The sequence below is a fragment of the Dolichospermum flos-aquae CCAP 1403/13F genome (assembly GCF_012516395.1).
GTDB lineage: Bacteria > Cyanobacteriota > Cyanobacteriia > Cyanobacteriales > Nostocaceae > Dolichospermum > Dolichospermum lemmermannii.
The window spans coordinates 3,305,954-3,332,167 of the sequence record NZ_CP051206.1 but is presented as its reverse complement, the minus strand read 5'-3'; the positions used below and the strand labels follow the sequence as shown (position 1 = coordinate 3,332,167).

Below are 26,214 nucleotides of genomic sequence, written 5' to 3'. Positions count from 1 at the left end.
CCTTGTTGTCTAAGTTTGTGGATTGCATCAACGGCAAATTGAACCGTATCACCAATACTAGGTTGAGATTGGGCAATTAAAAAGTATGCTGGTATGGATTGTGCTTTGTCAAGCGGTTTTTGGATAATTATTGAAAAAAAACTCGTCAGACCCCCGCTGGAGATCAGGAAAAGGCGGGTCATTAAATCAATGACTGTACTCATCTTGCCTGCTAATTGTCCATAATGAGCTTCTTCCAAACTTTGTAATTTCCTAAACAATGCCTCCAATGTTGATCCGTCTACTATCCAAATTTTCTCAAATCTTGATAAGGTAAATTGAATACTTTCTGGCAAGGGACGTTTATTTCTACTGTGCCACGCTGTTCTCAAACTAGGCAATAAATCTTTAAATACTTTTTCAAATAATTCCGATGGAAATGTCAAAAATCTCTGTGATACGGCTTGTTGACTAACTTTTGTGGGATTACACCACAGAAAACCGTCTCTGGCTAACATTCTTGTCACTTCTCTGACCCCGGCTACGTCTCGCCATAATAAGGTTAACACCGCAGCCATCATCAACGGTAAATTCAGTATCCTTTCTCTAAGTCCTAGTTTTCGGTAGTAATTTTCTTGATTTGTAATCGCTGGTGTCAGTAATCTTTCCAATTGCTTGGCTATTACTTCATCTTCCACCATTGGTCGCTGTTTCTTTTTTGCGTGGTCTCTGTTGTTTTTTTTACTGGTTGTCATGGTTGGACTCAATCGCTCAATTACTTGTCTAGACTGAGTTTCCCATGTTTTTGACCACTCCAAATACCACCCTTGACAATTTTCCCTTTTCCTTAACTTGTCACCAATGGGATGGTATTCAACAACTTGGTATTATCGAAACAGACTTAACTGATACTGCGGTAGCAGAAGTAGCTATTGGGGAATTGGGAATTGGGGGAAAAGCTGGCGAATGGAATTTGGTTTATTATACAAAAATGGGATACATTTGCTAAGGATATTATAGGTAAACAAATTGTTAGATTGACTGATAGTGTTTGTGCTAATATTGCGGAAGGTAGGGGACAGTACAATTATTAAGATAATCAACGGTTTATTAAAATTGCTAGAGGCTTATTATATAAAAAAATTGGTTTTTTAAAATTAGCCTATTGTCGCAAACTTTTAAACAGTGACAAAATAGCAAAAATCAACCCAATAATTACCGAACTACCCCGAAAAGTCAACGCCTATCTAAAATCTCGCCATAATTAACCAATTCCCAATTCCCCAATTATGAAAACCATACCCATTCAATTACCAGACAGCGCATTTTCTGCACTGCGTAAAAATCCTCAAGAATTTGTTCAAGAAATGAAAATTGCCGCCGCCATTAAATGGTATGAATTAGGTGATATATCTCAAAATAAAGCAGCAGAAATATGTGGACTAACTCGGACAGAGTTTATTCATGCTTTAGCTCGTTATCAAGTTGATTTTATGCAATATACAGTCGCAGAATTAGCTGAGGAAATGTCAAATGTTGATTAATCGTATAATCATTAATTCCTCACCTCTAATTGTGCTGTTTAAAAGTCAAAAATCAGAATTATTACCACAATTATTTACAGAAATTTTAGTTCCTGAAGGTGTATTTGAAGAAGTTACTCAAGGGAGAGCAGAAGATATGGCATCAAGACAATTATCTACTGTTCCTTGGATAAAAAGAGTAATAATTGATAGTATGGCACCTGAAGTAGCAGCCTGGGATTTAGGAAAAGGAGAATCACAGGTATTAAGTCTAGCTTTAAAACATTCAGATTACGCAGCTATTGTAGATGATAGGGCGGCTCGGCGTTGTGGTCAATCATTAAATATTATTACTATGGGTACGGGAGGTTTATTAATTTTAGCAAAAAAGCGAGGATTAATTTCTAGTATATCTCCTGGAATTGAGGCTTTACTTAATGCTGGATTATGGTTATCAGATAATATGATTAAGATACTAAAACAACAAGCTGGTGAATAAATTCCTTGGCTAAAATATTGACCGTAAATAGCTTAATTTCCAATAATTAATTAAAAATCTTAGGTTACGTTTCCCAATTCCCAAATTCATGTTAACCCCAGAAGCTAAAAACTTACTTTCATCTACCATTCGCAACCTCAGAGAACGCTTAATCATCGATTTATATAATGCCGTTGATAGTGCTTATCGTTTATCTATTTCTTCTTCCCAAGGGGTTTATTATTTAGTTGCGTCCCAATTGGATAATAACCCATTTCTGTTATTTGAATTGCGGGGGTTATCAAAGGAGGAACTTCAGAATAAACTCAGATGTAAGTGCAATTTTGCAAAAAAAAATCGGTGAACCCAGCGAAACCAGCGACGTGTAATTACGAAAAAACAGAATCAAAATACGTTGATTTTTGCTGTAATAATACTTATAGTGACATGATAATAAAACCCACATTCCGCACCCCAAACTGTCACAGATCAAAAAAGCCCTTAAAGTAGTACATAATAACTAAAGTCAATTCAAAAATTAAGATGCTTAATGATAATAAATAGCATTAAAAGCGAAATGGTGTGAGAAAGTGAAACTTGGTAACAAAAGAAAAAAATGAATTGATAACCAAATAAGAAATAATTGATAACAACAGAAGTATGAGAGGAAACTGTTGTGAAATTAAAACCTCAAGAAATGGAAATTCAGAACATAGACCATCTAGGGATAGTAGCAGGAATCATAGATTCAATCGGAATAGTAGAAATAATAAATGAATTAATAGGAGTCGAAAAAGACGAAAAAGTAAATGCAGGTCAAGTGGTAAAAGCCATGATAATAAACGGGTTAGGATTTGTCTCCAAACCGTTATATATGTTTCCCAAATATTTTGAAACAATAGCCTGTGAGCATTTAATAGGAGCAGGAGTAAAACCAGAATATCTCAACGACGATAAATTGGGGAGAGTCATGGATAAACTGTTTATAAAAGGCTTAGATACAATCTTTTTTATCATAGCCTTAAAAGCTGCTCAAAAATTTGGAGTATCACTATCAACATCACATCTAGACTCATCATCAATGCACGTGCATGGGCAGTATAACACTAGCTTACCATTCGTAATATTTGAGAGTCAAAAAGTAGGAAATAACCAAGAATTAGAAGAATTAGCAGTAAAATCACCAAAAGAAATAACCATCACCTACGGTTATTCTCGTGACCATCGTCCAGACTTAAAACAGTTTATCATAGAAATGATATGTTCAGGAGATGGAGACATACCAATATTTTTAAAACTAGCATCGGGAAACCAAGCTGACTCATCATGTTTTGGTAAAATAGCAGTAGAATATCAAAAACAATTAGAAGTTAATAGTCTCATGGTTGCTGACGCTGCTTTATATACAGAATCAAACCTGAAAATGATGTCAGAATTACGTTGGTTATGTCGAGTACCATTAAGCATAAAAGCAGCAAAATCATTAATATCAACATTAGCAGAATCAGAATTTATTGATAGTACAATACCAGGATATAAATTAGCATCAAAAATCCAAAATTATGCAGGGATAGAACAAAGATGGTTAGTAGTGCAAAGTCAAGAAAGAAAAGAATCAGACCTGCATAAGCTCACACAAAAAATTACCAAAGCAGAATCAAAAGCTGTGCAAGATTTGAAAAAGTTATCACAAGAGAGATTTGCATGTGTTGCAGATGCTATCAAGGCATTATCAAAATTATCAAAACAATTCAAATATCATCAAATTCACGAAAGTACGGTGACTCAAGTAAAATCTAATAAAAAAGATACTTCAGGAGAAATATCCTATCAAATATCAGCTACAGTCTCCCAGGATGAAAGTAAAATTAATACAGAATTGCTGAGTGCGGGACGTTTTATTATTGCGACAAATGTTTTAGATTCAAAGGAACTAAGCAATGATTCTATGCTCAGGGAATATAAAGCTCAACAATCATGTGAAAGAGGGTTTGGTTTTCTCAAAGACCCATTATTTTTTGCCGACAGTATTTTCCTCAAAAGTCCTGAGAGAATAGAGTCTTTGGGAATGATTATGGGTTTATGTCTACTGGTTTATACTTTGGCTCAACGTCATATTAGAAATGCTCTTTTGGAGTCTAAATCAACAATTAAAAATCAATTAGGCAAAGCAACTAATCGTCCTACTTTACGCTGGATTTTTCAATGCTTTCAGTGTATTCATTTGGTTACACTCAGTCAGGAGAAACATATTTCTAATTGGAATAAGGACAGAGATTTTATCTTGAGTCTTTTACCAGATGATTGTTTACGTTACTATCAATTAGTCAGCTAATTATCATCTCTATCAATTTAATTTCTATGAGTAAAGATGAGCTAATCTCTTTGATTTATAGCTCCATTTTACTATGTCTATAATTTCGTTTTTTACTTTAATTGATTAGTCTAACTTATAATTATTTCTTGAATATCTCCTTTCGCTTATTCATTGACCTCTCCAGGTGGTGTGCATTCTTATTGCTTCTTATTGAGAATAGATTTTGATGACATTTTTGGTGATTTACTGTTTCTCAAATGCCTTTTTTCACTTTATCTGTTTGTTTTGATGCTCCCTTTGATTTTCATCTCCGTAATTTCCCTCTGTAACATTTTGGGGTGCGGAATGTGGGTTCAAACACCCTCTTACTACGAAATCATCTCCAGATTTATTACATTACTTAGTCTACTTTGATTTATTTTCGTCTACTTACTTACATAAAGGGAAGAGTAGAACCACCGGAGATAATATTACCCATTACCCATTCCTGATTTTGGACAAGAGTATGAAATTGCCAATTAGGATCAGTTTGAGGGTAATCTAAACGGTAATGTCCACCTCGGCTTTCGGTTCTAAAAACAGCACTTTTCAGAATTAATTCGGCAATATCTAATAAATTACGAGTTTCTGCCCAAAGCCGCAATTCCTTTTCAATTTGTGGCTGTTGAAAATTAACTGATTGTGTTGGTTTTAAACTCAATAATAATTGACTTAAAGGTAAAGCCGCAAAGTCTTCTTGCCAAGATGTAACTTGAGAAATGGCATTTTCTAAACTTGATTTTTCTCGACAAATACCCGCACTTTGCCAAACTACACGGGGTAAATTTTGGCGAATTTCTTTTAGTTGTCTTTGTTGATTTTCCCACTCGATTAGAGATGGGTTAACTGCCAAACTTTCAGTTTCAATAATATTAGCAGATTCCTGTTTTCCCAGTTGCAATTTTTCATAGTCAACATTAGCCATTTGCGCCCCAAACACAATACATTCCAACAACGAATTACTGGCTAAACGATTAGCACCATGTACTCCCGTACTGGCAGTTTCTCCAATGGCGTATAAACCGGGAATATTCGTGGCATTCATGACATCTGTGAGAATACCACCCATCCAATAATGGGCAGCAGGTGACACAGGAATGGGTTGAGTAAAGACATCAATGCCCCAATGTTGACAAACATTGATGATATTCGGGAAACGATGGCGAATTTTGTCAGCGGGAATGGGGCGCATATCTAACCAGACATTCGCTGTAGCCATATCAGCAGCCGTTTTTTGTAAATGACTGAAAATAGCTCGACTGACCACATCACGGGGTGCTAGTTCCCCTGCTGGGTGGTAATCAAAGGCAAAACGTCGCCCGGTGTCATCCACCAAATGCGCCCCTTCTCCACGCACAGCTTCACTAATCAGGAAACGTCCTGGTTTACTTAGGGCTGTGGGATGAAACTGGACAAATTCTAAATCCCGGAGAATTGCCCCTGCCCGCCAAGCAATGGCTACACCATCACCTGTACTTACCTCTGGGTTAGTAGTTTGGGCAAATACTTGACCACCGCCACCTGTAGCTAAAATGACAGCCCTGGCTCTAATCCAGGTAATTTTACCTTGATAAAATAGGCTAGTTCCCAAAGATTGACCGGTTTGGGGTTCTATCCATAAACTCAAAGCCAAAGCTTGCTGAATTACTTTGATATTTTGACGACGCAGGACTTGATCTGTGAGTGTGGTGGTGACTTCTCTACCTGTGGTATCGGCTGCATGAAGCACACGAGGACGAGAATGGGCTGCTTCGAGGGTTAAAGCTAAGTTACTGTCATGACGATCAAACGCTACGCCTAAGTTAACCAGGGATTGAATACAACTGGGGGCTTGTTCGGCGAGGAATTTGACAGCGGCGATGTCGCATAAACCAGCCCCGGCTTTTAATGTGTCTTCAATATGCAGTTGAGGAGAATCTTCTGGGGCTACGGCTGCGGCTATGCCACCTTGCGCCCAATCACTGGCGGATAGGGAAACTGTTTCTTTAGTAATTAAGCCGACTCGTAAGGATGCGGGTAGACATAGGGCTGTATATAGTCCTGCTGCACCGGCACCGACTACTAAAACATCAAATTGGTTAGGAATATTTATATCAGGCAAGGGATAATTATGATTTTTGTGATTTGGATGATTTTTGGGATTTACAGCCCAAAATTTAAGATCTCAACTTAGAGGGTGTTTGAAAAGTTATGGTTGATGTATCAAATATTTTTTACCCCACCCTAACCCTCCCCTTGTCAAGGGGAGGGAACTGGATTTTTATTGTTTCCCCCCTTTACAAGGGGGGACTAAGGGGGGTAGCAATGTGATGAAAATTACGGAATACCACTTTTCAAACATCCTCTTAGGGTATGGGTAATTGGGAATATGTTTTCAATTCCCAATTCCCAGTCCTTAGTTATCTGTAGATACCGTTATTAATACGGTCGTCCCCTTCATTGAAGTTAGGCTCTAATTCTGTAACTGTAAAATTTGCTAAGTTAGCTTGCAAACGTTCTTTTTGTCTATCGGTCAATCCTGGCAGATTTAATACATCTTCTACTTTTTCGTAGGGAGCATTAGCGACAATCTTCTTAGCCAGGGTGGGATACAGTCCAGGAAAATCTTGGAAAGCCCGCATATTGGTATTGTTCAAATCAATTTTCTTGCCAAACTCTGTTGCCAACTTCTGATCTGCTTTGTTTTGGCGGGCAATTGCTAAAACGGGGACTTGATTTCCCACAAAGCTATTGAAGCCAGTAGCTTGGGCTGTTTGGGTAGTTCCCAACATTCCCCAACAACCTAGCAACAATGTAAATACACTGAATAAACGCACCAATGCTTTCACGATTTTTACCTCTTTTTTTCAAGGAATAATAAAATTTTGCAGCCAAAAGCTATGAACTTTAGGGCATAAGCCGGAAGTTTAAGGGTGTTAGAGCAGTTTATTTTCTAACTTGATCCTGGTTTCTTCATGGTTTAGCTTCATGGTTTCAGCTTGAGAGTTTGCACAACAGTCATCAAAAACTAATATACAGCGGATCAATATCCATAATATTTACGACTATTTGGTTTGATTTGACTTTTGCCAAAAATCTGACCTGATAGCACCTTTGCGCCCATTTTTCGGTGTTTACCTAAATTCATGGGAATTTCACGCCAGAACTGCTGCTAATAAGAAGAGACTGTCTACTAAGATTGTACTCAAAACTGCGCCTCCAAAGGCATACCAATGACATTGTTTATTGAGTAAAGAAGCTGTTCCTACAGTCATCAGAATGAGAGCAAGAATGATTGCCCAGGCTTGTCCCCAGGGTGTTTGGACTTGTGTTAGGGCATTCTGTAAGATTTGTGAAGCACCAGATGGATCTGTTCTCATAATTTGTCGCCAATAAGGCATCAAATCCACTAAATAAAAATAAATATCGGTTAAAACCGTTCCTAGTAAAGAACCGAGGTAAAACCAATTGCCGACTTTACCCCAATTTTTCGCTAAACACCACACAGCAAAGGGTAATCCTAGTGCTTCTATAGGTATATGCCAGATTGGTTCATATCTTAACCAACCCCAATAAATTGCGCCTGTTAACCAAGTCCAGCTAAAACCAAAAAGTAAATCTCCCCACAGATAGGTTTGGGGACGTGACATTAATCTAATACTGATCCACACCCAAAAGCCTGTCATTAATACGCTAATAGTGGGAAATGAGCGCACTAATGGTGCTTCCATGAACACTGGTACTGATACTAAAAATACTGATGCTAAAAATATCAACCAACTTTGTCGGGAAGAGATAAAGTTTGGTAAAGAAGGATTTTTAAGGCTGTCATCAATATCTAACGTCGGGTTAGTAGCTGGGTAGGAAGGAAATGTATGATTAATCAAAGTTTTTAATATTTGTTACTAAACTTTACTTATCTAGAGTATCATAACTGAAAATCCCCCCTAGGGGCATCTTGATTATACATAAATAACAACAAGATCCCCGACTTCTCTAAGAAGTCGGGGATCTGACTTTTGCAATACTATTGATAAATCACCAGATTAATCAAAGAAGTTGGGAGTCTTGTGATTAAACTATAAGTTATTTGTATGGGATTTTTGAAAAAAGGACTTTCTCAACTAATGGGAGTCTATTCTCATTATTATTGAGAATTTTATCAATATTTTAACGAGTTTTGGTGATTTCAGCTAGGGGGCTTGACAGAGTTCCGAGTTTTAGGTATGCTTATGATATGAGTGGAAAAGTGTGCGCTCATATATATAAATCGAGAAACAAAATATTATAGAGTTGTAAAATTTCAAAATCGAAATTTCATAAACAGCTACGACTTACTAATATATTGATTCAGGTTTCCAAGGATTAATAATAGAAATACCACATCCTTCAAAATCAGTAACATTGCGCGTTGCTACAGTTGCTTTATGAGTGTAACAAATAGCAGCAATTTGAGCATCAGGTTGAGAAATTGGAGTACCATTTTTTCGTCGTTGAGATGCAATATAAGCAAATGCTACAGCAGCATTTTGATCAAAATCTAGAACTCGTCCAGCAAAGTCTTCAGAAAACATTAGTTGTGCTGTTTGACTAAGTTCTTCTCGTCGTTTTCCTCCTGGAAGTAAAGCAATACCATAGAGAATTTCTGCTTGAGTAATTGTTGTAGTAAACAAACTCATTAAAGGTTGTGCTGCTACCCATTCACGAACTATTGCTGATTTTTGAGTTTTCATTAGTTCGGAAATGACGTTTGTATCCAGAATAATCATTTTCTACTCTGCAAATATTGACACTGTGCGAATCGCTTCTCTCTCTATTTCTGGTAATTCCAAATCTTCAAAATTGGCAAAACGGTTTTCAATTAGAGTTGCTAAATTGATAGGATTTTGATGATTTTCTGAGAGAACAAGACGGAGAATTTCTGTAATTTCTTGTTCTAGGGAATGTCCATGTTTTTCTGCTCTTTTTTGTAACTGATTTTGCAGATCATCATCAAGGTTAGAGATTGTGATATTAGTCATAATCAATTTAGAATTAAAGGATATGTTTATTATACACTATCAATTTGAGTTTTTTTGTCTGAATCAGGATATCCAGGATTAAAAGACTTTCAGGATGTTGTTGTTTATTTGATGTGGGGATTTTGAGGATTTTTTTGTCTGAATCAGGATGTCCAGGATTAAAGGATTTACAGGATGTTGTTGTTTGATTGTCTATGGGAAGTACAGATTTTAGGATGTTAGATAATAAATTATCCGTTAAATTATTTATTGTTATTTCTTGACTGTTGGTATAACTGTATTTTATAATATTCAAATATTCACAGACAATTCATCAATAACAATCCTGTAAATCCTAAAATCCTGGTTATCCTGATTCAGACAATGACAATTTAAGCATCCCACCAACAACCTACAAATCACAATCATGTAAATCCATGAACATACCTAATACCCAAAATCTAAAATTAGACGAAATTACATATATAATAAATGGATGTGCGATGAAAATACACCGAACTTTGGGAAATGGTTTTCAGGAGGTTATTTATCAAAGATGTATGGAAATTGAACTCAAAAAATCAGGTTTAGGTTTTGGAAGGGAGGTGGAACAAGTAATTTATTATGAGGGAATTGAAGTAGGAACAAGAAGGGCGGATTTTATAGTTGAAAATCAGGTTGTGGTGGAGTTGAAAGCGATAATTAATTTAGAAGATGTTCATTTAGCGCAAGCGAAAAATTATTTGGTAGCTTATAATTTTCCTGTGGGATTATTAATTAATTTTGGTGGGTTAAAGTTGGAATATAAGAAGGTTTTTAATCCTAGATTTCAGGGTTAATTTGTCTGAATCAGGATAACCAGGATTAGAGGATTTTCAGGATGTTGTTGTTTATTTGAGGTGGGGATTTTGAGGATGTTTTTTGTCTGAATCAGGATGTCCAGGATTAAAGGATTTACAGGATGTTGTTGTTTGATTGTCTATGAGAAGTACAGATTTTAGGATGTTAGATAAGTTATCAGTTAAATTATCCGCTGTTAATTCTTGACTATTACTGTAACTGTATTTTATAATCTTCAAATCTTCACAGACAATTTATCAATAACAATCCTGTAAATCCTAAAATCCTGGACATCCTGATTCAGACAATTACAATTTCAGCATCTCACGAATAACTTACAAATCACAATCCTGAAAATCCTAAAATCCTGGATATCCTGATTCTGACAATTACAAATAATGGAGGGTATTTTGCAGCTTATTTTTATGTTCGCATTGTTTTGTCTAATAGGTTCTTTATCTGGTGCTGTTCCTGCTGTTTTAGTACCTTATTTCTTTTGCGGTTCTTTAATAGTAATGTTTGTAACAGCAGGTAGGATCTCTAAGTAATCTACGTATTTATTTAATAGAGTGGGTTAGCGTCAGCGTAACGCACCTTATTCACAATCAAAATGGTGCGTTACATTTCATTAACGCACCCTACAATTAACTAATTATAAGCCTCCATCGGTAAACAAGAACAAACAAAATTCCTATCCCCAAAAGCCGCATCTATTCTCCCCACACTTGGCCAGAACTTATATTCCTTACTCCAACTTGCTGGATAAGCAGCTTGTTCACGGGAATAAGGATGATTCCATTCACCAATAATCAAACTTTCCGCAGTGTGAGGGGCATTTTTCAAAAGATTATCGTGAATATCCATTTTACCAGATTCAATTGCGGCAACTTCCTCACGAATCGCAATCAAAGCATCACAAAATCTATCTAATTCCTGTTTAGATTCACTTTCCGTTGGTTCAACCATAATTGTCCCAGCAACAGGCCAAGAAACAGTAGGTGCATGAAAACCATAATCCATTAACCGCTTCGCAACATCATCAATTTCAATCTGCGCTGATTTCTTCAAACTTCGCAAATCTAAAATACATTCATGTGCCACTAAACCATTTTTTCCCTGATACAAAACCGGATAATATGACTCTAATTTCTTAGCCATGTAATTAGCATTCAAAATGGCGATTTTGGTTGCTTGTGTCAACCCATCTGCACCCATCATGATAATATACATCCAGGAAATTACCAAAATACTCGCACTACCCCAAGGTGCAGCCGAAACAGCACCACTTGATTTTGGATTTTGGATTTTGGATTTTGGATTATTTTCCTGTATTGTCGTCACAAAATGTCCTGGTAAAAAGGGGACGAGGTGGGAAGCGACACCAATGGGACCCATACCGGGACCACCACCACCATGGGGAATACAGAAGGTTTTGTGTAAGTTCAAATGACAGACATCTGCACCAAAATCACCAGGACGACAAATACCCACTTGGGCGTTCATATTAGCGCCGTCCATGTAAACTTGTCCACCGTGAGAATGAATTACTGCACAAATTTCTTGAATTGCTTCTTCAAATACGCCATGGGTTGATGGATATGTCACCATTAAAGCTGATAATTCATGACTATGTTTTTCAGCTTTGGCTTTTAAATCCTCAACATCAATATTACCATGATCATCACAAGCAATTCCCACTACTTTCATTCCACACATTACCGCACTCGCAGGATTTGTACCGTGTGCAGATTGGGGAATTAAACAAATATTTCTGTGTCCTTCTCCCCGACTTTGATGATATTCATGAATTACCAAAAGTCCCGCATATTCACCTTGAGAACCTGCATTCGGTTGTAAGGAAATTCCCGCAAAACCTGTAATTTCTCCTAACCATGCTTCTAGTTGTTGGAAGAGGATTTGATAACCTCTAGTTTGGGAAATTGGCGCAAAAGGATGGATTTTACCAAATTCTGCCCAAGTGACGGGAATCATTTCCGAAGTCGCGTTTAATTTCATGGTACAAGAACCCAAGGGAATCATTGAGGTGGTTAATGATAAATCCTTGCTTTCTAGTTGATGTAAATAACGTAGTAATTCCGTTTCTGAATGGTAACGGTTAAAAACTGGATGGGTAAGATATTTACTTTGACGTGATAATTGAGAATTGGTAATTGGTAATTCTGCCACAGTAAAAGGTAATTGATCTTTGAGTGCGAAAATTTGCCAAATATCAATTAAATCTGTTTCTGTGGTAGTTTCATCTAAGGAAATACCAACTGTGGAATTATCAAAAATTCTCAAGTTGATATTTCTCTCATTTGCAGCGTCGAGAATTGCTGCTAATCTGGTATTTCCTAATTCTACCCGCAAGGTATCAAAGAAGTTTTCTGAACTGATTTTATAACCTAACTTTTGCAATCCTGCGGCTAAAGTTGCGGTAAGTTCATGGATATTTTGGGCGATCGCTCTCAGTCCGTCCGGTCCATGATAAACTGCATACATACTCGCCATCACTGCCAATAAAACCTGTGCCGTGCAGATATTACTGGTGGCTTTATCTCTGCGGATGTGCTGTTCACGGGTTTGCAACGCCAAACGTAAGGCAGGTTTACCATTCACATCTTTTGATACCCCCACAATGCGCCCTGGAACAAGTCGTTTATACTCTTCCTTCGTGGCAAAATAAGCAGCGTGTGGTCCCCCAAATCCCAAAGGAATTCCGAAGCGTTGGGTACTGCCTACGGCAATATCAGCCCCTAATTCACCGGGGGGTGTGAGTAATAATAAGCTCAGAGGATCTGCGGCTACAGTCACCAATGCACCCTGAGCATGAGACTTTGTGATAAAATCGCAGTAATCGTAAATTGTCCCGTCGGTTGCGGGATATTGCAGAATCGCACCAAAGATAGTTTCGGAAAAATCAAAGGTTTGATGATCACCGATAATGATATTGATGCCTAAAGGTTTTGCGCGTGTTTGCAATACATCAATGGTTTGAGGATGACATTCACTAGACACAAAATAGTTATGGGATTTGTTTTTACAGACTCCATAACTCATACTCATCGCTTCTGCGGCTGCTGTCCCTTCATCAAGCAAAGAAGCGTTAGCAATTTCTAAACCCGTTAAGTCAATAATCATGGTTTGGAAATTTAACAACGCTTCCAAACGTCCTTGGGCAATTTCTGGCTGATAAGGGGTGTATGCTGTATACCAACCGGGATTTTCTAAGATGTTGCGTTGAATGACGGTAGGGGTAATACAGTCATAATATCCCATGCCGATAAATGAGCGATAAACTTGATTTTTATCCGCTATTTGCTTTAATTTTGCCAGTGCTGCATATTCGCTTTGTGCTGCTGGTAGGTTGAGGGTTTGATGAAACCGAATTGCCTGTGGTACTGTTTTATCAATGAGGTCATCAAGGTTGGAAAGACCTAATATATCAAGCATTTGCTTGACATCATCAGGGTTTGGTCCAATGTGTCTTTGTGTAAAGTTGCTCAATGTGCTGGGTTGAATGCGCGGGGGATTAGATACCACAAATTGTTCTCCAAGGAGTTCTGTATTAATATATTGTAATGATCACTTTTGGATATTAGGGTTTTTTCTAAATTTTGTTTCGCGCAAAGGGGCAAAGGAGCAAAGACGCAAAGGAAGAAAGAAATCTGAAGTTTAAGTATTGGTTGAATTTATTGATTGGTAATGTTTCCATTTTTGCTGTAATCGCTTTCTTTTTTCGGGTGTTAAGGTATGGAAGCAGTGAGGACAGGAAATATTTTTTTCATATTCTGGGGAGGTTTTATCTGTTTCGGAAATGGGATATCCACAACAAAAGCATAGTTCCTGATTTCCTGTTTCTAAGTCATGACTAACTGTGACTCTTTGATCAAAAATAAAACATTCTCCTTCCCATAAACTTTCTTCTGGGGGAATTTCTTCTAGATATTTGAGAATGCCTCCTTGGAGCTGATAAACTTCTTCAAAACCTTGAGAAAGTAAATAAGATGAGGCTTTTTCACAACGAATTCCTCCAGTACAAAACATGGCTACTTTTTGATGTTTTTTGGGGTCAAGATGTTGTTGTACATATTCGGGAAAATCTCTAAATATTTGAGTTTGCGGATTTTCTGCTCCTTTGAAAGTCCCAATGGTGACTTCATAATCATTGCGGGTATCAATGACTGTGACTTCTGGGTTGGAAATTAAATCATTCCAATCTTCAGGTTTTACATAAGTTCCTACTTTTTCCGCAGGGTTCACTTCTGGTAATCCCAAAGTCACAATTTCTGGCTTTAACCTAATTTTTAACCGTTCAAACGGGGGAATTTCTGTGTAAGATTCTTTATGTTCTAAATCTGCAAACCGCGAGTCATTGCGAAGAAAGGCTAAAACTGTGTCAATTTGCTGACGAGAACCAGCAATTGTGCCGTTAATTCCTTCCTGTGCTAGTAAGATAGTTCCTTTAATTCCTTGTAACTGACAAAAGGACAATAAAGCTGCTTGCAGTTCGCTACAATCAGGTAGACTCACAAATTTATATAATGCAGCAACAACTGTCTGATTTTCTTGGTTCATAGTCTTGCCAAATTAATAATAATAGTTTATGATAATGTGGTTATGTAAAATCAACCCTTTTTACATAAAAAACAGACTTGGGGGTTTAGCTCAGTTGGTAGAGCGCCTGCTTTGCAAGCAGGATGTCAGCGGTTCGAGTCCGCTAACCTCCATTAGACCTCTCCGAAAATGAATGTAGAGACGTTCTATAGAACGTCTCTACAAGGGTTTCAAACCACGCACATTTAATTACCGGAGATGTCTATTAATTATACAAAAGAAAACAGATAAATTCCTTTGCGTCTTTGCTCCTTTGCCCCTTTGCGCGAAACACAATTCATCTATCTATGTTTAAATACTAGTGAAAAGTTATTTGCTGGCATGGGGTGAGTTTGGTGCAATGTCAGGTTTTGGGCTTCTGCGGCTTTTACTACATCTTCTAAATTACGCACTCCCCAATCTGGATTCTGTGCTTGTAAAGACTCATCAAAATCAGCGTTACTGGGTGCGGTATGTTCTGATACTTTTAACCGAGACATTCCCCGACATCTGAGATATCGTGAATATCTAGTATAACATCACCAACTGAGTTAGTGAAGGTGGTATCCCACATTGCCTTAGAACATAATTCTAATGGCTCTTGATTGTCTATCAACGAGTTCAATACCCAAATTTTCTCTAGAACTACCAAGTTTTCTAAGGAAAGGTTTATTTTCTTTGTAGCCATTCAAGTCTATTCGGAACCATTACAGTTACTCAAAATATTTATTGACTTTAAATTAACTACAAAACTCTCGTATATATTTAATATTATGAACCTATTGTCGGAAAATGTCAATAGATGTCTGAAGATTTGATGTCCTATTCTTTACTCCATTTTGTTTATAGGGACCATATAAGTAGAGTATACCACCAGGTGGCAGAATCCGTCCAGCCCCTGCCATTAGTCCTAAACAGGCTGACCAAGGGGAAATATGAATCATGTTAATATTGACAATGGCAGAAATAGGTGGTTGTGGTATTATCTCTTTTTCCACAGGCCAAATTGGTGAACTTGCATCTAAATCTAGAGGTGGCTGCATGGCTTCACAGGGAAAAAATTCAGTCCACGCGCTAATACTAGCACGCAGTTCTGGGTTAGGGTCGGAAGGTAGCCATTGTCGAGGTGCGAGGTGGTAGGAGAAAAATGTAGCGTGTTCACCTGTGCCACTGGCTATTTCTAAAATAGTCCCATGTTGAGGCAATATTTGTAAAAGCAATTCTAGAATCGGTTCGCGGTTGCGCTGGGTTGCGGGGGCAAATTTTCGCTGGTCTGCGGGTGTGTTCATTATGATTATGATAATTAAATTAGCAGCGATTTCTCAATTTTAGCTTTTTTCGCCATATCACAGGAGAACAACTTGCCTAAGTCTATTCATTCCACCCAACCTCCGCTTAAATTTATCCCTCAACGTCATAATCCCTTTATTGTGAAAATTGTATCTTGGTTTTTGCCTTTTATTTTGCGGGTGAGAACTAGACCTTGGCTACCTGCGGGTATTGTCAATATTGAAGCTAAAAATGCGGAAGTATTAGCCAAGTTATACCACGATTTTCAAGCAGGTAAGGTCAGATTTTTAATTGCTTTTCGTCACCCCGAAGTGGAAGATCCTTTATCTATGTTATACCTGTTATCACGGATTGTTCCCAAGGTGGCAAGAGAAAAAGGAATTAGTCTCAAATACCCTGTTCACAGTCATTTTATGTATGAACGGGGAATGACTTTATGGGCGGGAAATTGGTTAGGATGGTTATTTTCTCGACTTGGTGGTGTGCCGATTCGTAGGGGAAGACGCGTAGATAGAAATGCTATCCAAATGGCCAGGGAATTATTTGCTAATGCAGAAATGCCGATTGCGATCGCTCCTGAAGGTGGTACAAATGGACATAGTAGTATAGTTAGTCCTTTAGAACCTGGTGTGGCACAATTGGGTTTTTGGTGTGTGGAAGATTTAAAAAAGGCTAACCGCGAAGAACAGGTTTTTATTATTCCTATTGGTATTAAATATAGTTATGTTAATCCCCCTTGGCAAAAAATAGATTGGCTATTATCTAAATTGGAAGCTGATAGCGGTTTACCTATAACGGAACTTAGTCAAACTGGAAAGGAACGGGAAGGAATTTTATATCAGCGGGTTTTGCGTTTAGCTGCATATCTAATTTCAGAAATGGAGGAATTTTATCACCGTTTCTATCATCAAGATTTTCCAGAAATTATCAGTTCAGAAGTTCCTATAAATGAAGTGTTAATTACTAGATTACACCGTTTGATGGACACTGCTTTGAAAATCACAGAAAAGTATTTTAATCTTCAGTCTCAAGGTAATTTTATTGATAGATGTCGTCGTTTAGAAGATGCTGGTTGGAATTATATTTATCGAGATGATATTGCCGATATTCCCAGTTTACCACCTTTTAAACGTGGTCTAGCTGATTGGATAGCTAAAGAAGCAGATTTAAAAATGCAACACATGAGAATTGCTGAAAGTTTTGTGGCTGTTACTGCTAATTATATTCTCGAAAAACCCACTCCAGAAAGATTTGCAGAAACCCTTTTATTAATGTTTGATATGTTGTCTCGCATTCAGGATTCTACTTTACCAGGAAGGCCGCGTTTAGGTTTAAAACAATCCATGATTCTTGTTGGTGAACCGATTAATGTGAGTACAAGATGGGAAAATTGTCAAGGGAATAAACAAGCTTTGCGAAAGGGTGTTAGTGAGTTGACGCAGGATTTACAGGTGATGTTGGAGGGGTTGATTAAGGATTAAGTTCACGCAGAGGCGCAGAGGCACGGAGAGGGTTTTTGTGTCTCTAGGTGAGGTTTTGCACTTATAAAAATAAGTCTTACAAAGATTATTATCGAGTCCAATCTTCGATGCTTAAATCAGGAACTTTTTTAAAGTCTTGGCGATTTTGAGTAACTACAATTGCTCGATTAACTAAAGCTATTGCAGCAATTCTTAAGTCTTGTGAACCCCTGTTAATTTTTTGCTGTCGTAACTTTTTATAACATTCACAAGCTGCTTCATTGAACTCTAACAAATTGAGACTACAGAAGAAATTTTGAGTCAGTTTTAGATTTCGATGAGCAGATGCTAATCCTTGTAGGTTTTGATTGCTATTACATTTATTGATAATAGCTAGTCTACCTTTTAATTGTTCTTCAAGCGTGATAGTTGTCACAAATATGTTAGAACTGTCAACTACTCTAATACGTTGAATGATTTGATTATCTTCATGTTGTAAAAGAGTCACAATATTAGTATCAAGAATGTATATACTCACGCTGCATGATTCTCCTCGACAAAAGCTTCCTCAGCAGCCATTTCTTCATCTAATTTAAGCCGATTTTCTGCTATTTCTTCGACAAATTCATCAAAAAATGGATCATCTTTGAACATACCAACAAATTTGACTAAAGGGTTAGACTCTTCTACAATTTCTTCAGGTATTAATATTCCTGCACCAAAGCATAGACGCAATGCTACCCACCATAAGTAAGAGAAAATAGGACTGAAAAAGTCATTATCATTAATTAAACCATGAGCCATGCGATTTCTTAAATTTGACCCAGATTTCTCTATTAATAAACCTTGAAGATCAAAAAGTGTATCTTCATCAAAAATTGAAGTAATTTGTGGATATTTACTGGGAAAAAGAGTTGTATTTAAATTGTCTTCTTTTTGAATACCATTATTTTTATTGTCAATTCCCGAAGTTATTGCTCCTCTATTAGAGAGTAGATAACGAACGGAGTTTTCAATTTGGGGAATTAAGATATGGGTGGAAGCAATAAAATCTCCTGTTAACCCAGCGTAAAGACCTTTTGCAAATAAATATTCTCTTCCTGGTGGTACAAAGGGGTTATTTAAAACCAATGGAAGTAAGTCGGTTTCTTTGATTTTGTTTTCTTCCGATTTTTGTATTATATGTTCCGAAAAGATTTGTTCTCTAGCTGGTTCAATAAAAGCCAGAGCATAAATTTTTTGATATGTAGCAGCTTCTTCCTGTCCATTAGAGCTTTGATGTGCTACAACTTTACCCATCTCATTTCTTTTTTCTTTTGGAAAAAGCCCAGATAATCCATTTTCCTCTACGATTTGATATGAAATTTCAGGTGGCTTTACTAAAAAAGCTAAAGCTAATATTGCTTCTGGAAATTCTTTGCCTTTAACCTTTGATATGGCGAATTCTACTTCTTCACTAATATTAAACTCAGAAGAAATTGTTATGAACTCATTAGATGACTTCTGCTGATACTCAAGAAGACGTTTGTGAATTTCTTCTAATTTAGTGTTTATCTCTCCTCTCTCCTCTTCTGTACATTGGCTTTTTAATCTTTCAAATGCTTCATAAGCTTTCTGTAAATCGTGTGATGCTTTGAAGTAAGAAGTTGGATGTTTATTTAAAGAATCTTCAGCTTCCTTCCTGTAAGTTTCAGCAGCAGACATTCTTGCTGTATGTGCCTTTTCTATATTTTTTCCAATGTGATGCCATTTTGCTTTAATTTCCCAATACCTTCTTGCTCCATACCAATCATGATCCGATTCTGCCTGTTTTGCCCATTCTTCAGCAATAACTGCATATTTAATGGGATCAAAGAGTTGCCGTGCTTGGAGTTTCTTTTCTTGCAAAAGCTCCATAAGATTTATTGATATACCCCAAGGATCTTTTCCGTTACTATCATTAATAATTGCTTCTATGCGTGCAACAACTTTTTTTACTTCATGGTTATTATTTATAATCAGTCCTAGCCGAAGCGCTCGTTCAATCTTGTTTTGGCGGAATAATATTTCAGGATCTTCTAAGTTTGTGGTAAATTCTAAGTAGGCATCAATTGCTTTCTTAGCCATATCAATATCAACATTACCGCGCCTGAGCCAGAGAATGTCTGCGACTCGTGCTTTAAGTTCTGGATCTGAAACTTCATCTACAATCTCAGCCAGAAAGTTCAGGTGTTCATCTGTGAGGTGCTGGAAAACTCCAGGAAAACCCTTTTTTGTTGATTCTGGCTGAATTTCATCAGAAGTTATAAGCGCCAAAATTTCAAAAACTGCCTGTTCCTTGATATTTTCTGCTTCTTTTGCTTCTTTTGCCTTTGTATAAAAAGGTAAATAGTAGCTAGAACAATCCTTACTACTGCTATTAACCACTTCTTTCCAGCCAGAGTTAATAAAATCTTGTTTAGTGAGAGGGGGGTTTAGAGGTAACATAATTTAAATTTACTTGCTAATAAGTTTATTATGGGAAATATAGGAGAACTTAGGCGATTTAACGGCTATCCATATATTAACCCAATTTGCAAAAAATCGCTCACGACCTTAATCAATAGTTAGTGATAAATATTACTTTCATAGCTTAGGAATAAATCAGTACCATAATAGTGATATACTGACTGAGAGCGATCGCTACACTTTACATTAGGCATAGCACATTCCCTCAACTGTAAGCTAATACTGGAGGGGTTGGTTAAGGATTAGTTTGGCGCAGATGTATAAACTTAATAACGTAATTGATATTGATCTAAAAAATCATTTTTATGTACTTGGGCAAGACATAACATAATTTTTAGGTAATAGGTAATAGGTAATAGGTAATCTTCCCAATCACCAATCACCAATCACCAATCACCAATCACCAATCACCAATCACCAATCACCAATCACCAATCACCAATCACCAATCACCAATCACCAATCACCATCTACGATAATGTCTCCAGACGTATGCGTAAAATTTCTGCTTGTTTTTGTGCTTCTACTAAAGTCTCTCTTGTAGTCTGAACTACATCTGCGGGGGCTTTATCCACAAACTTAGAATTGCTTAATCTTGCACTCAAAGATTCCGCTTCCGCTTCGGCTTTTTGTAAGCTTTTCTCCAGTTTTGCACGGACAACTTCAATATCTACAACTCCTTTTAAAGGAATAACTACCTGTACAGTCCCGATAACACCAGCAATGGAATTTTCTTTTTCCTGGGGTACAGTTGGTGGTAATTCTGATTCAGTTGGTGTTTCACTGGGTGGAAAGTATTTTGCAAATAACTCTTCTCTTGTTTCAGATTTGAGTAAATAGCGGATAATAAACCAACCTACATAACCCAAACCAATTATTTCAAAGCTAGTCCCAAATACGGGAATATCTAACGCAGTATTTCCCACAAATATAGCTACTTTTAAGCTAATAAGGGCAACAACTATTAAAGCAATGATCTTGATTCCACCCCAATATTTATTATCTTCAGTTTTTGCAATCTCTTCGGGAATCACAACAGGATTAACATCAACAATTGTTAAAGTTTCCACCTTGGCTAAATCTTGAATATAAGTCTGTCCAGCAGTGAGAATAAATCTTTCACTTGCGCTTTCACTTTGCAAATTTGCAGTAATTTTTACCCCTGGTTTAATATCTGCTTCTGCCCGTAAATTGCGAATTGTGCGAATTGTGCCAATTAATAAATCAAACTGTGTTTCCAAAGCTGAATCAATCAGATTATCATCGGCTTCAGGATATGCTTGTAAAGGTAAAAGTTCAGGATTTTCTGCGGGTTGTTGAGTGAGAGTTTGCCAAATTTCCTCTGTAATATGAGGCATAAAGGGATGGAGTAATTTTAAAATCCCTTCTAAAATGTAGGCAATGATTTGTTGGGCAACTTTGCGAGATGTGGGTTCTGCATCTTTCTGTAATCTGGATTTAACTAATTCAATATACCAATCACAGAAATCACCCCAAATAAATTCATAAAGTCCTTTTGCTGCTTCCCCTAAACCATAATTATCAATGTCATGATTTGTTTGTTTAACAACTTGGTTGAAACGGGAAACAATCCATCTATCACTTAATTCTGTGGGAACTGGTTGACCTAATTGGGCTGGAGTTTGTCCATCCAAATTCATCATCACAAATCGGGCAGCATTCCACAACTTATTGGCAAAATTGCGAGAAGCTTCGACAGAGATAGATTCATCTTTTTTGCGGTCATATTCTAAACGAATATCTTGACCAGCGCCCGCAACTTCCTTAATTAAGGTATAGCGTAAAGCATCAGTTCCATATTTGGCAATCAACAATAAAGGATCAATGCCATTATTTGCCGATTTCGACATTTTCTTATTATTTTCATCCCTGACCAAACCATGAATATACACAGTTTTAAACGGCATTTTTCCGGTAAAATGTGTTCCCATCATCGTCATTCTAGCTACCCAGAAAAAGATAATATCAAAACCAGTAACTAGGGTTGCTGTGGGGTAATATGCCGCTAAATCTTCGGTTTCTTCCGGCCAACCTAAAGTAGAAAATGGCCACAGTCCCGAAGAAAACCAAGTATCTAAAACATCGGGGTCTTGAACTAATTTCACATCTTCCCCAAATTGCAATTTGGCTTTTTGTAGCGCTTCTGCTTCATTGCGGGCAACAAAATAAGGGGTGGAGTCGGTAATTTCTCCCTCAGTTTCGCTGACAGCATACCAAGCGGGGATTTGATGCCCCCACCACAACTGGCGAGAAATACACCAATCACGCAGATTTACTAACCAATCACGATAAACTTTATGCCAACGTTGAGGGACAATTTCGGGGGAATCTTGGTTATCGAGGAAATCTAAAGTTTTATCAGCCAGGGGGCGGATTTTTACAAACCATTGGGTAGAAAGCAGAGGTTCAACAGGGACTTTTCCGCGATCGCTATAAGGTACTGTATGTTTATATTCTTCAACCTTAACTAAAACGCCCTCAGCTTCTAAACGGGCTACTAAATTTTTCCTAGCCACAAAGCGGTCTTGACCTTGGAACTCACCCGCATTTTCATTTAACGTGCCGTCCTTGTTCATAATATTAATGAACGGCAAATCATGACGTTTACCCATTTCAAAATCATTGGGGTCATGGGCTGGAGTCACCTTCACGCAACCTGTCCCAAAAGTCGCGTCCACCAATTCATCACCAATAATCGGGATTTCCCGGTTCATAATTGGTAAAGTTACGGTTTTCCCAATCAGGTGTTTATATCTGTCGTCATGGGGATTAACCGCCACACCTGTATCACCTAACATAGTTTCGGGGCGAGTTGTCGCCACTTCCAGAAAGCCAGAACCGTCGCTGAGAGGATAACGGAAATACCACAGATTCCCATTTACCTCTTTGGGTTCGACTTCCAAATCAGACACCGCCGAACCAGAAGCAGGACACCAATTGACTAAATAGTTACTACGGTGAATTAACCCCTCTTCATGGAGGCGAATAAATGCTTCTAAAACAGATTTTGATAAACCTTCATCTAAAGTAAAGCGTTCCCGCGTCCAGTCTACGGATACACCTAAGCGTTTTAACTGATTAATAATCGTGCCGCCAGATTCCGCCTTCCATTGCCAAGCCCGTTCTAGGAACTTTTCCCGCCCTAAATCATGGCGAGTTTTGCCCTCGGCTTTAAGTTGCTTTTCTAAAATCGTTTGCACGGCAATGCTGGCGTGGTCAGTTCCCGGTAGCCACAGGGTGTTCCGTCCCTTCATGCGGTGGTAGCGGACAAGGGTATCAATCAAAGCCCCTTCAAAGGCGTGACCCATGTGCAAACTGCCAGTCACGTTAGGTGGAGGGATAACGACGCAGTAAGGTTCGCCCTTGTGGTTGGGGTCAGCTTTATAAACTTGGTTGTCTTCCCAGAATTTTTGCCATTTGGCTTCTGTGGCAAAGGCTTCGTAAAGACTGGGGAGATTAGGAATAGTTACAGTCATGCTTAAGAATAATAATTGTATGACAACTTTACTAAATTTTGCCACAGGCTTAGAAAATCTTTGTGATTCAGTTCTGGTTAATTAACAATAGACATCTCCGAAAAAGAATGTAGAGACGTTAAATAGATCCTCACTACAATTTATAAGCGATTATAGTTTTTACTTCTATAGGACTCCTATTTGATTTTTGGCGTTGCTGATTTGAGGTATGAAAATGATTTTTGATGATTTCAAAACCCTTGTAGAGACCTTCCATGGAAGGTCTCTACACCTAAATTCATACCTGGTTTCAGCAACGCCTGATTTTTGATAGCTTGCGTGGCGTAGCCATGACTCAGTAGGTATCAATTCTGTCTTTCCTGTTCCCTGTTCCCTGTTCCCTGACCACACAAGTAAATTCACATTTATTAATACAGAGTAGTGAATCGTTGTGTAAATTTTGCCCAGGAATATATTAACTCAAATTGTTAAGTAGGTCATAAATTAAAGATTGAGTGAGTATAACCCATATAAATTCAATTATTTGACCAATAATGGCGTTTATTGAGGTGCGAAAAAGTAGGACTTTTGGAATATTCATTGACGATAAATAACGCTAAAGTTCTATCTTGATACCAAGCATAAACAAATATTTCAATACTCGAACTGTAGGGTATTGAAATATTTGTTACCTAAAATGCCATGATTATCACTGTTGTATACTTGACGTTATACGATTTAGATTAGTATCGTTACGGAGAATTTATGTCAATAAGCTTTTCTGTAACGACTAGTCAAGCCTCTAGGCAAACAGATGAAAAAATTTCTTAAACTACTGACAACAACAGTATTGGCAATTACCTTATTGCTAGTAGATGGTTTACCCTTTATGAGTCAGGGTGTAGCCCTAGCTCAGACCTCCACAAAGCCCAATATCTTAGTGATTATGGGTGACGATATTGGCTGGTTCAACATTAGTGCCTATAACGACGGTATTATGGGCTACAGAACCCCCAACATAGATAAACTTGCCAAAGAAGGGGTTCGGTTCACAGATTTTTACGGTGAACAAAGCTGTACAGCCGGTCGGGCTGCCTTTATCACTGGACAGGCTACCATCCGTACTGGTATGACTAAAGTGGGGATACCGGGTGTTACTATTGGCTTACAGGCAGAAGATCCAACCCTGGCAGACCTACTGAAACTTGAGGGCTACACAACCGGTCAATTCGGCAAGAACCATCTTGGTGATTTAGATCAGTTTCTACCCACAGCCCATGGATTTGACGAATTTTATGGCAACCTTTATCACTTGAATGCTGAAGAGGAACCTGAGAACGAAGACTATCCACCTGTGGGTAAGGATCCATACTTAGATGCCGCGCGTCCAAGGGGTGTACTTCATAGTTATGCAGGTAAAGATGCTCATCCAACATCATTATGCACAGATGGTGGGTATGTGGATAGAAGTCCTAGTAAACCTGAGCTTAATGAAAAAACTCTTGATCAACGAATCTGCGATACTGGTCCCCTAACTCAAAAGCGGATGGAAACTGTAGATGAAGAGTTTTTAGGGGCCACAAAACAGTTCATTACAAACGCAAAAAACGAAGAAAAGCCGTTTTTTGCCTGGTTTAATACCACTCGTATGCACGTCTTTACCCACCTAAAGGATGATTCTAAGGGAGTAACTGGACAAGGGATTGAAGCAGACGGTATGGTAGAACATGATGGTCAGGTTGGTGAACTTGTTCAATTTATCAAAGATCAAGGCTTAGACGATAACACTATCATCATCTATACCACAGACAATGGCGCGGAAGTATTTAGCTGGCCAGATGGTGGTACAACTCCTTTCCGTAGCGAAAAGAATACTAACTGGGAAGGTGCTTTCCGTATTCCAGCTATCATCCGTTGGAAGGGTCATATTCCTGAAGGTGTTGTCTCTAACGATATTATGTCTCACCTAGACTGGGTGCCAACTTTGATGGCTGCGGCTGGTGTGACAGATATCAAACAGCAACTTCTTAAAGTCAAAGACCGAAAAGAACCCATTAAAGAACCCATTCCTACAAATAAATATGAGGAATTTGCTGACGAAAACAAGGGTGTTCACTTAGACGGTTACAACTTCTTACCGTACTTAACAGAGACAAAATCATCTCTAAGAACAGAATATCCAAATGAATTCTGCCATGACATAAATACGGAAACAAGACAGCCTGATAGTAAAGACCCAATTTGTTCACCTCGTCATCAGTTCGTCTACCTCACAGATGACGGCTATCCAGCAGCAATGCGCTATGATGACTGGAAACTGTTGTTTAGTGAGCAGCGTGCAGAAGGCTTTAATGTTTGGGAAGAACCCTTTGTGGAGTTGAGAGTTCCTAAGTTATTTAACTTACGCCGTGATCCTTTTGAGAAAGCTTACGTAGAGTCCGATAATTACGTTGATTGGCGTTTCCGTCGAATTTTCTTAATTGGTGATATGCAGATACGTCTAAAAGAATTTTTGGATACATTCAAGGCAGATCAATATCCTCCTCGTCAAAGACCTGCTACTCTTAGTGTGAAGTACATGGTGGATGAGATCCTCAAAGACATACAGAAGACATACCCGACAGGGGGCCAATCTGAGCCTTTAGTTATGTCCAGCGAAGCAAAACTACCATCAGAGTTTGGTGTAGTTGTTGACCAACTAGGTAAAATTGTAGACAAGTTGAGAACCATTTCTAATAAGTGAGTCTACT

General features: G+C 37.9%; 21 protein-coding genes, 1 tRNA gene and 3 pseudogenes. 10 read left to right on the top strand and 15 right to left on the bottom strand.

The window, feature by feature from the left end; translation table 11 throughout:
- Positions 1 to 170: 170 nt before the first annotated feature.
- Positions 171 to 680: pseudogene (locus tag HGD76_RS16160) on the bottom strand (transposase); the annotation flags it as partial.
- A 98-nt stretch (positions 681 to 778) separates the two neighbouring features.
- On the opposite strand from HGD76_RS16160, the gene HGD76_RS16155 reads away from it, so the two are divergent.
- The 6 genes and pseudogenes from HGD76_RS16155 (at position 779) to HGD76_RS16130 (ending at position 4,315) form a co-directional block, all read left to right on the top strand.
- Positions 779 to 988 (top strand): hypothetical protein, encoded by a 210-nt coding sequence (locus tag HGD76_RS16155; RefSeq protein WP_168696388.1) that lies wholly within the window; start codon positions 779 to 781, stop codon positions 986 to 988.
- Complete coding sequence (locus HGD76_RS25475) at positions 912 to 1,073, top strand: four helix bundle protein (protein WP_325064809.1); 162 nt, start codon at positions 912 to 914, stop codon at positions 1,071 to 1,073. Before HGD76_RS16155 ends, HGD76_RS25475 begins: the two co-directional genes overlap by 77 nt.
- Positions 1,074 to 1,268: 195 nt before the next feature.
- Entirely contained in the window at positions 1,269 to 1,523 is a 255-nt protein-coding gene (locus tag HGD76_RS16145) for a UPF0175 family protein (RefSeq protein WP_168696387.1), read from the top strand.
- Positions 1,513 to 2,001: a PIN domain-containing protein gene (locus HGD76_RS16140; RefSeq protein WP_168696386.1), complete on the top strand. Its 489-nt coding sequence runs from the start codon at positions 1,513 to 1,515 to the stop codon at positions 1,999 to 2,001. Before HGD76_RS16145 ends, HGD76_RS16140 begins: the two co-directional genes overlap by 11 nt.
- A 211-nt stretch (positions 2,002 to 2,212) precedes the next feature.
- Positions 2,213 to 2,308, top strand: a pseudogene (locus HGD76_RS26405) (SWIM zinc finger family protein); the annotation flags it as partial.
- 369 nt (positions 2,309 to 2,677) lie between these two features.
- Complete coding sequence (locus tag HGD76_RS16130; protein WP_168697441.1) at positions 2,678 to 4,315, top strand: IS1634 family transposase; 1,638 nt, start codon at positions 2,678 to 2,680, stop codon at positions 4,313 to 4,315.
- 415 nt (positions 4,316 to 4,730) lie between these two features.
- Here the strand turns inward: HGD76_RS16130 and nadB are convergent, their stop codons facing one another.
- The 5 genes from nadB to HGD76_RS16105 form a co-directional block, all read right to left on the bottom strand.
- Positions 4,731 to 6,437: an L-aspartate oxidase gene (gene nadB, locus HGD76_RS16125; protein ID WP_168696385.1), complete on the bottom strand. Its 1,707-nt coding sequence runs from the start codon at positions 6,435 to 6,437 to the stop codon at positions 4,731 to 4,733.
- Positions 6,438 to 6,735: 298 nt separating this feature from the next.
- Entirely contained in the window at positions 6,736 to 7,164 is a 429-nt protein-coding gene (gene psbU / locus HGD76_RS16120; RefSeq protein WP_015081139.1) for a photosystem II complex extrinsic protein PsbU, read from the bottom strand.
- 306 nt (positions 7,165 to 7,470) lie between these two features.
- On the bottom strand, positions 7,471 to 8,151 hold the full coding sequence (locus HGD76_RS16115) for a DUF3120 domain-containing protein (RefSeq protein ID WP_407644815.1): 681 nt from the start codon (positions 8,149 to 8,151) through the stop codon (positions 7,471 to 7,473).
- 501 nt (positions 8,152 to 8,652) lie between these two features.
- Positions 8,653 to 9,084, bottom strand: a complete 432-nt coding sequence (locus HGD76_RS16110) for a type II toxin-antitoxin system VapC family toxin (protein WP_168696383.1) — start codon at positions 9,082 to 9,084, stop codon at positions 8,653 to 8,655.
- A 3-nt stretch (positions 9,085 to 9,087) separates the two neighbouring features.
- Entirely contained in the window at positions 9,088 to 9,336 is a 249-nt protein-coding gene (locus HGD76_RS16105; RefSeq protein ID WP_168696382.1) for a FitA-like ribbon-helix-helix domain-containing protein, read from the bottom strand.
- 416 nt (positions 9,337 to 9,752) lie between these two features.
- Here HGD76_RS16105 and HGD76_RS16100 point away from each other — a divergent pair, with 416 nt between their 5' ends.
- Positions 9,753 to 10,154 (top strand): GxxExxY protein, encoded by a 402-nt coding sequence (locus tag HGD76_RS16100; RefSeq protein WP_168696381.1) that lies wholly within the window; start codon positions 9,753 to 9,755, stop codon positions 10,152 to 10,154.
- Between the two features lie 51 nt (positions 10,155 to 10,205).
- Here the strand turns inward: HGD76_RS16100 and HGD76_RS16095 are convergent, their stop codons facing one another.
- From HGD76_RS16095 to trhO, 3 genes are all read right to left on the bottom strand, one after another.
- Positions 10,206 to 10,394 (bottom strand): hypothetical protein, encoded by a 189-nt coding sequence (locus tag HGD76_RS16095; protein WP_168696380.1) that lies wholly within the window; start codon positions 10,392 to 10,394, stop codon positions 10,206 to 10,208.
- A gap of 409 nt (positions 10,395 to 10,803) precedes the next feature.
- Positions 10,804 to 13,698, bottom strand: a complete 2,895-nt coding sequence (gene gcvP / locus HGD76_RS16090) for an aminomethyl-transferring glycine dehydrogenase (protein ID WP_168696379.1) — start codon at positions 13,696 to 13,698, stop codon at positions 10,804 to 10,806.
- Between the two features lie 132 nt (positions 13,699 to 13,830).
- Positions 13,831 to 14,733, bottom strand: coding sequence for an oxygen-dependent tRNA uridine(34) hydroxylase TrhO (gene trhO, locus HGD76_RS16085; RefSeq protein ID WP_168696378.1), 903 nt, complete (start codon positions 14,731 to 14,733; stop codon positions 13,831 to 13,833).
- A 79-nt stretch (positions 14,734 to 14,812) separates the two neighbouring features.
- On the opposite strand from trhO, the gene HGD76_RS16080 reads away from it, so the two are divergent.
- A tRNA-Ala gene (locus HGD76_RS16080) sits at positions 14,813 to 14,885 on the top strand.
- 168 nt (positions 14,886 to 15,053) lie between these two features.
- On the opposite strand, the gene HGD76_RS16075 is transcribed toward HGD76_RS16080, so the two are convergent.
- The 3 genes and pseudogenes from HGD76_RS16075 to HGD76_RS16065 form a co-directional block, all read right to left on the bottom strand.
- Positions 15,054 to 15,251 (bottom strand): DUF938 domain-containing protein, encoded by a 198-nt coding sequence (locus tag HGD76_RS16075; protein ID WP_407644785.1) that lies wholly within the window; start codon positions 15,249 to 15,251, stop codon positions 15,054 to 15,056.
- Positions 15,239 to 15,439 (bottom strand): hypothetical protein, encoded by a 201-nt coding sequence (locus tag HGD76_RS16070; protein WP_168696377.1) that lies wholly within the window; start codon positions 15,437 to 15,439, stop codon positions 15,239 to 15,241. Before HGD76_RS16070 ends, HGD76_RS16075 begins: the two co-directional genes overlap by 13 nt.
- 124 nt (positions 15,440 to 15,563) lie before the next feature.
- Positions 15,564 to 16,040: pseudogene (locus HGD76_RS16065) on the bottom strand (DUF938 domain-containing protein); the annotation flags it as partial.
- Between the two features lie 72 nt (positions 16,041 to 16,112).
- On the opposite strand from HGD76_RS16065, the gene HGD76_RS16060 reads away from it, so the two are divergent.
- Entirely contained in the window at positions 16,113 to 17,522 is a 1,410-nt protein-coding gene (locus tag HGD76_RS16060) for a lysophospholipid acyltransferase family protein (protein WP_210967646.1), read from the top strand.
- Between the two features lie 88 nt (positions 17,523 to 17,610).
- Here HGD76_RS16060 and HGD76_RS16055 read toward each other — a convergent pair whose 3' ends face one another.
- The 3 genes from HGD76_RS16055 to HGD76_RS16045 form a co-directional block, all read right to left on the bottom strand.
- A complete protein-coding gene (locus tag HGD76_RS16055) occupies positions 17,611 to 18,039 on the bottom strand; it encodes a type II toxin-antitoxin system VapC family toxin (RefSeq protein ID WP_168696375.1) in 429 nt (142 codons plus the stop codon).
- The gene (locus tag HGD76_RS16050; RefSeq protein ID WP_168696374.1) at positions 18,036 to 19,967 is read right to left on the bottom strand and encodes a DUF7380 domain-containing protein; all 1,932 of its coding nucleotides are present in this window, start codon (positions 19,965 to 19,967) and stop codon (positions 18,036 to 18,038) included. The genes HGD76_RS16055 and HGD76_RS16050 overlap by 4 nt, the downstream gene beginning before the upstream one ends.
- A gap of 491 nt (positions 19,968 to 20,458) precedes the next feature.
- Positions 20,459 to 23,485 carry a valine--tRNA ligase gene (locus tag HGD76_RS16045; protein ID WP_168696373.1) on the bottom strand — a complete coding sequence of 1,009 codons (3,027 nt, stop codon included), beginning with the start codon at positions 23,483 to 23,485 and terminating at the stop codon, positions 20,459 to 20,461.
- Between the two features lie 793 nt (positions 23,486 to 24,278).
- On the opposite strand from HGD76_RS16045, the gene HGD76_RS16040 reads away from it, so the two are divergent.
- Entirely contained in the window at positions 24,279 to 26,207 is a 1,929-nt protein-coding gene (locus HGD76_RS16040; protein ID WP_168696372.1) for an arylsulfatase, read from the top strand.
- The last annotated feature ends 7 nt before the right edge of the window (positions 26,208 to 26,214 follow it).

Excerpts from the sequence above, each read along its gene's own strand:
- HGD76_RS16155 (WP_168696388.1), top strand. The coding sequence starts at position 779 with ATGTTTTTGACCACTCCAAATACCACCCTTGACAATTTTCCCTTTTCC.
- HGD76_RS16145 (WP_168696387.1), top strand. The coding sequence starts at position 1,269 with ATGAAAACCATACCCATTCAATTACCAGACAGCGCATTTTCTGCACTG.
- HGD76_RS16140 (WP_168696386.1), top strand. The coding sequence starts at position 1,513 with ATGTTGATTAATCGTATAATCATTAATTCCTCACCTCTAATTGTGCTG.
- HGD76_RS16130 (WP_168697441.1), top strand. The coding sequence starts at position 2,678 with ATGGAAATTCAGAACATAGACCATCTAGGGATAGTAGCAGGAATCATA.
- HGD76_RS16110 (WP_168696383.1), bottom strand. The coding sequence starts at position 9,084 with ATGATTATTCTGGATACAAACGTCATTTCCGAACTAATGAAAACTCAA.
- HGD76_RS16105 (WP_168696382.1), bottom strand. The coding sequence starts at position 9,336 with ATGACTAATATCACAATCTCTAACCTTGATGATGATCTGCAAAATCAG.
- HGD76_RS16100 (WP_168696381.1), top strand. The coding sequence starts at position 9,753 with ATGAACATACCTAATACCCAAAATCTAAAATTAGACGAAATTACATAT.
- trhO (WP_168696378.1), bottom strand. The coding sequence starts at position 14,733 with ATGAACCAAGAAAATCAGACAGTTGTTGCTGCATTATATAAATTTGTG.
- HGD76_RS16075 (WP_407644785.1), bottom strand. The coding sequence starts at position 15,251 with ATGTCTCGGTTAAAAGTATCAGAACATACCGCACCCAGTAACGCTGAT.
- HGD76_RS16070 (WP_168696377.1), bottom strand. The coding sequence starts at position 15,439 with ATGGCTACAAAGAAAATAAACCTTTCCTTAGAAAACTTGGTAGTTCTA.
- HGD76_RS16050 (WP_168696374.1), bottom strand. The coding sequence starts at position 19,967 with ATGTTACCTCTAAACCCCCCTCTCACTAAACAAGATTTTATTAACTCT.
- HGD76_RS16045 (WP_168696373.1), bottom strand. The coding sequence starts at position 23,485 with ATGACTGTAACTATTCCTAATCTCCCCAGTCTTTACGAAGCCTTTGCC.
- HGD76_RS16040 (WP_168696372.1), top strand. The coding sequence starts at position 24,279 with ATGAAAAAATTTCTTAAACTACTGACAACAACAGTATTGGCAATTACC.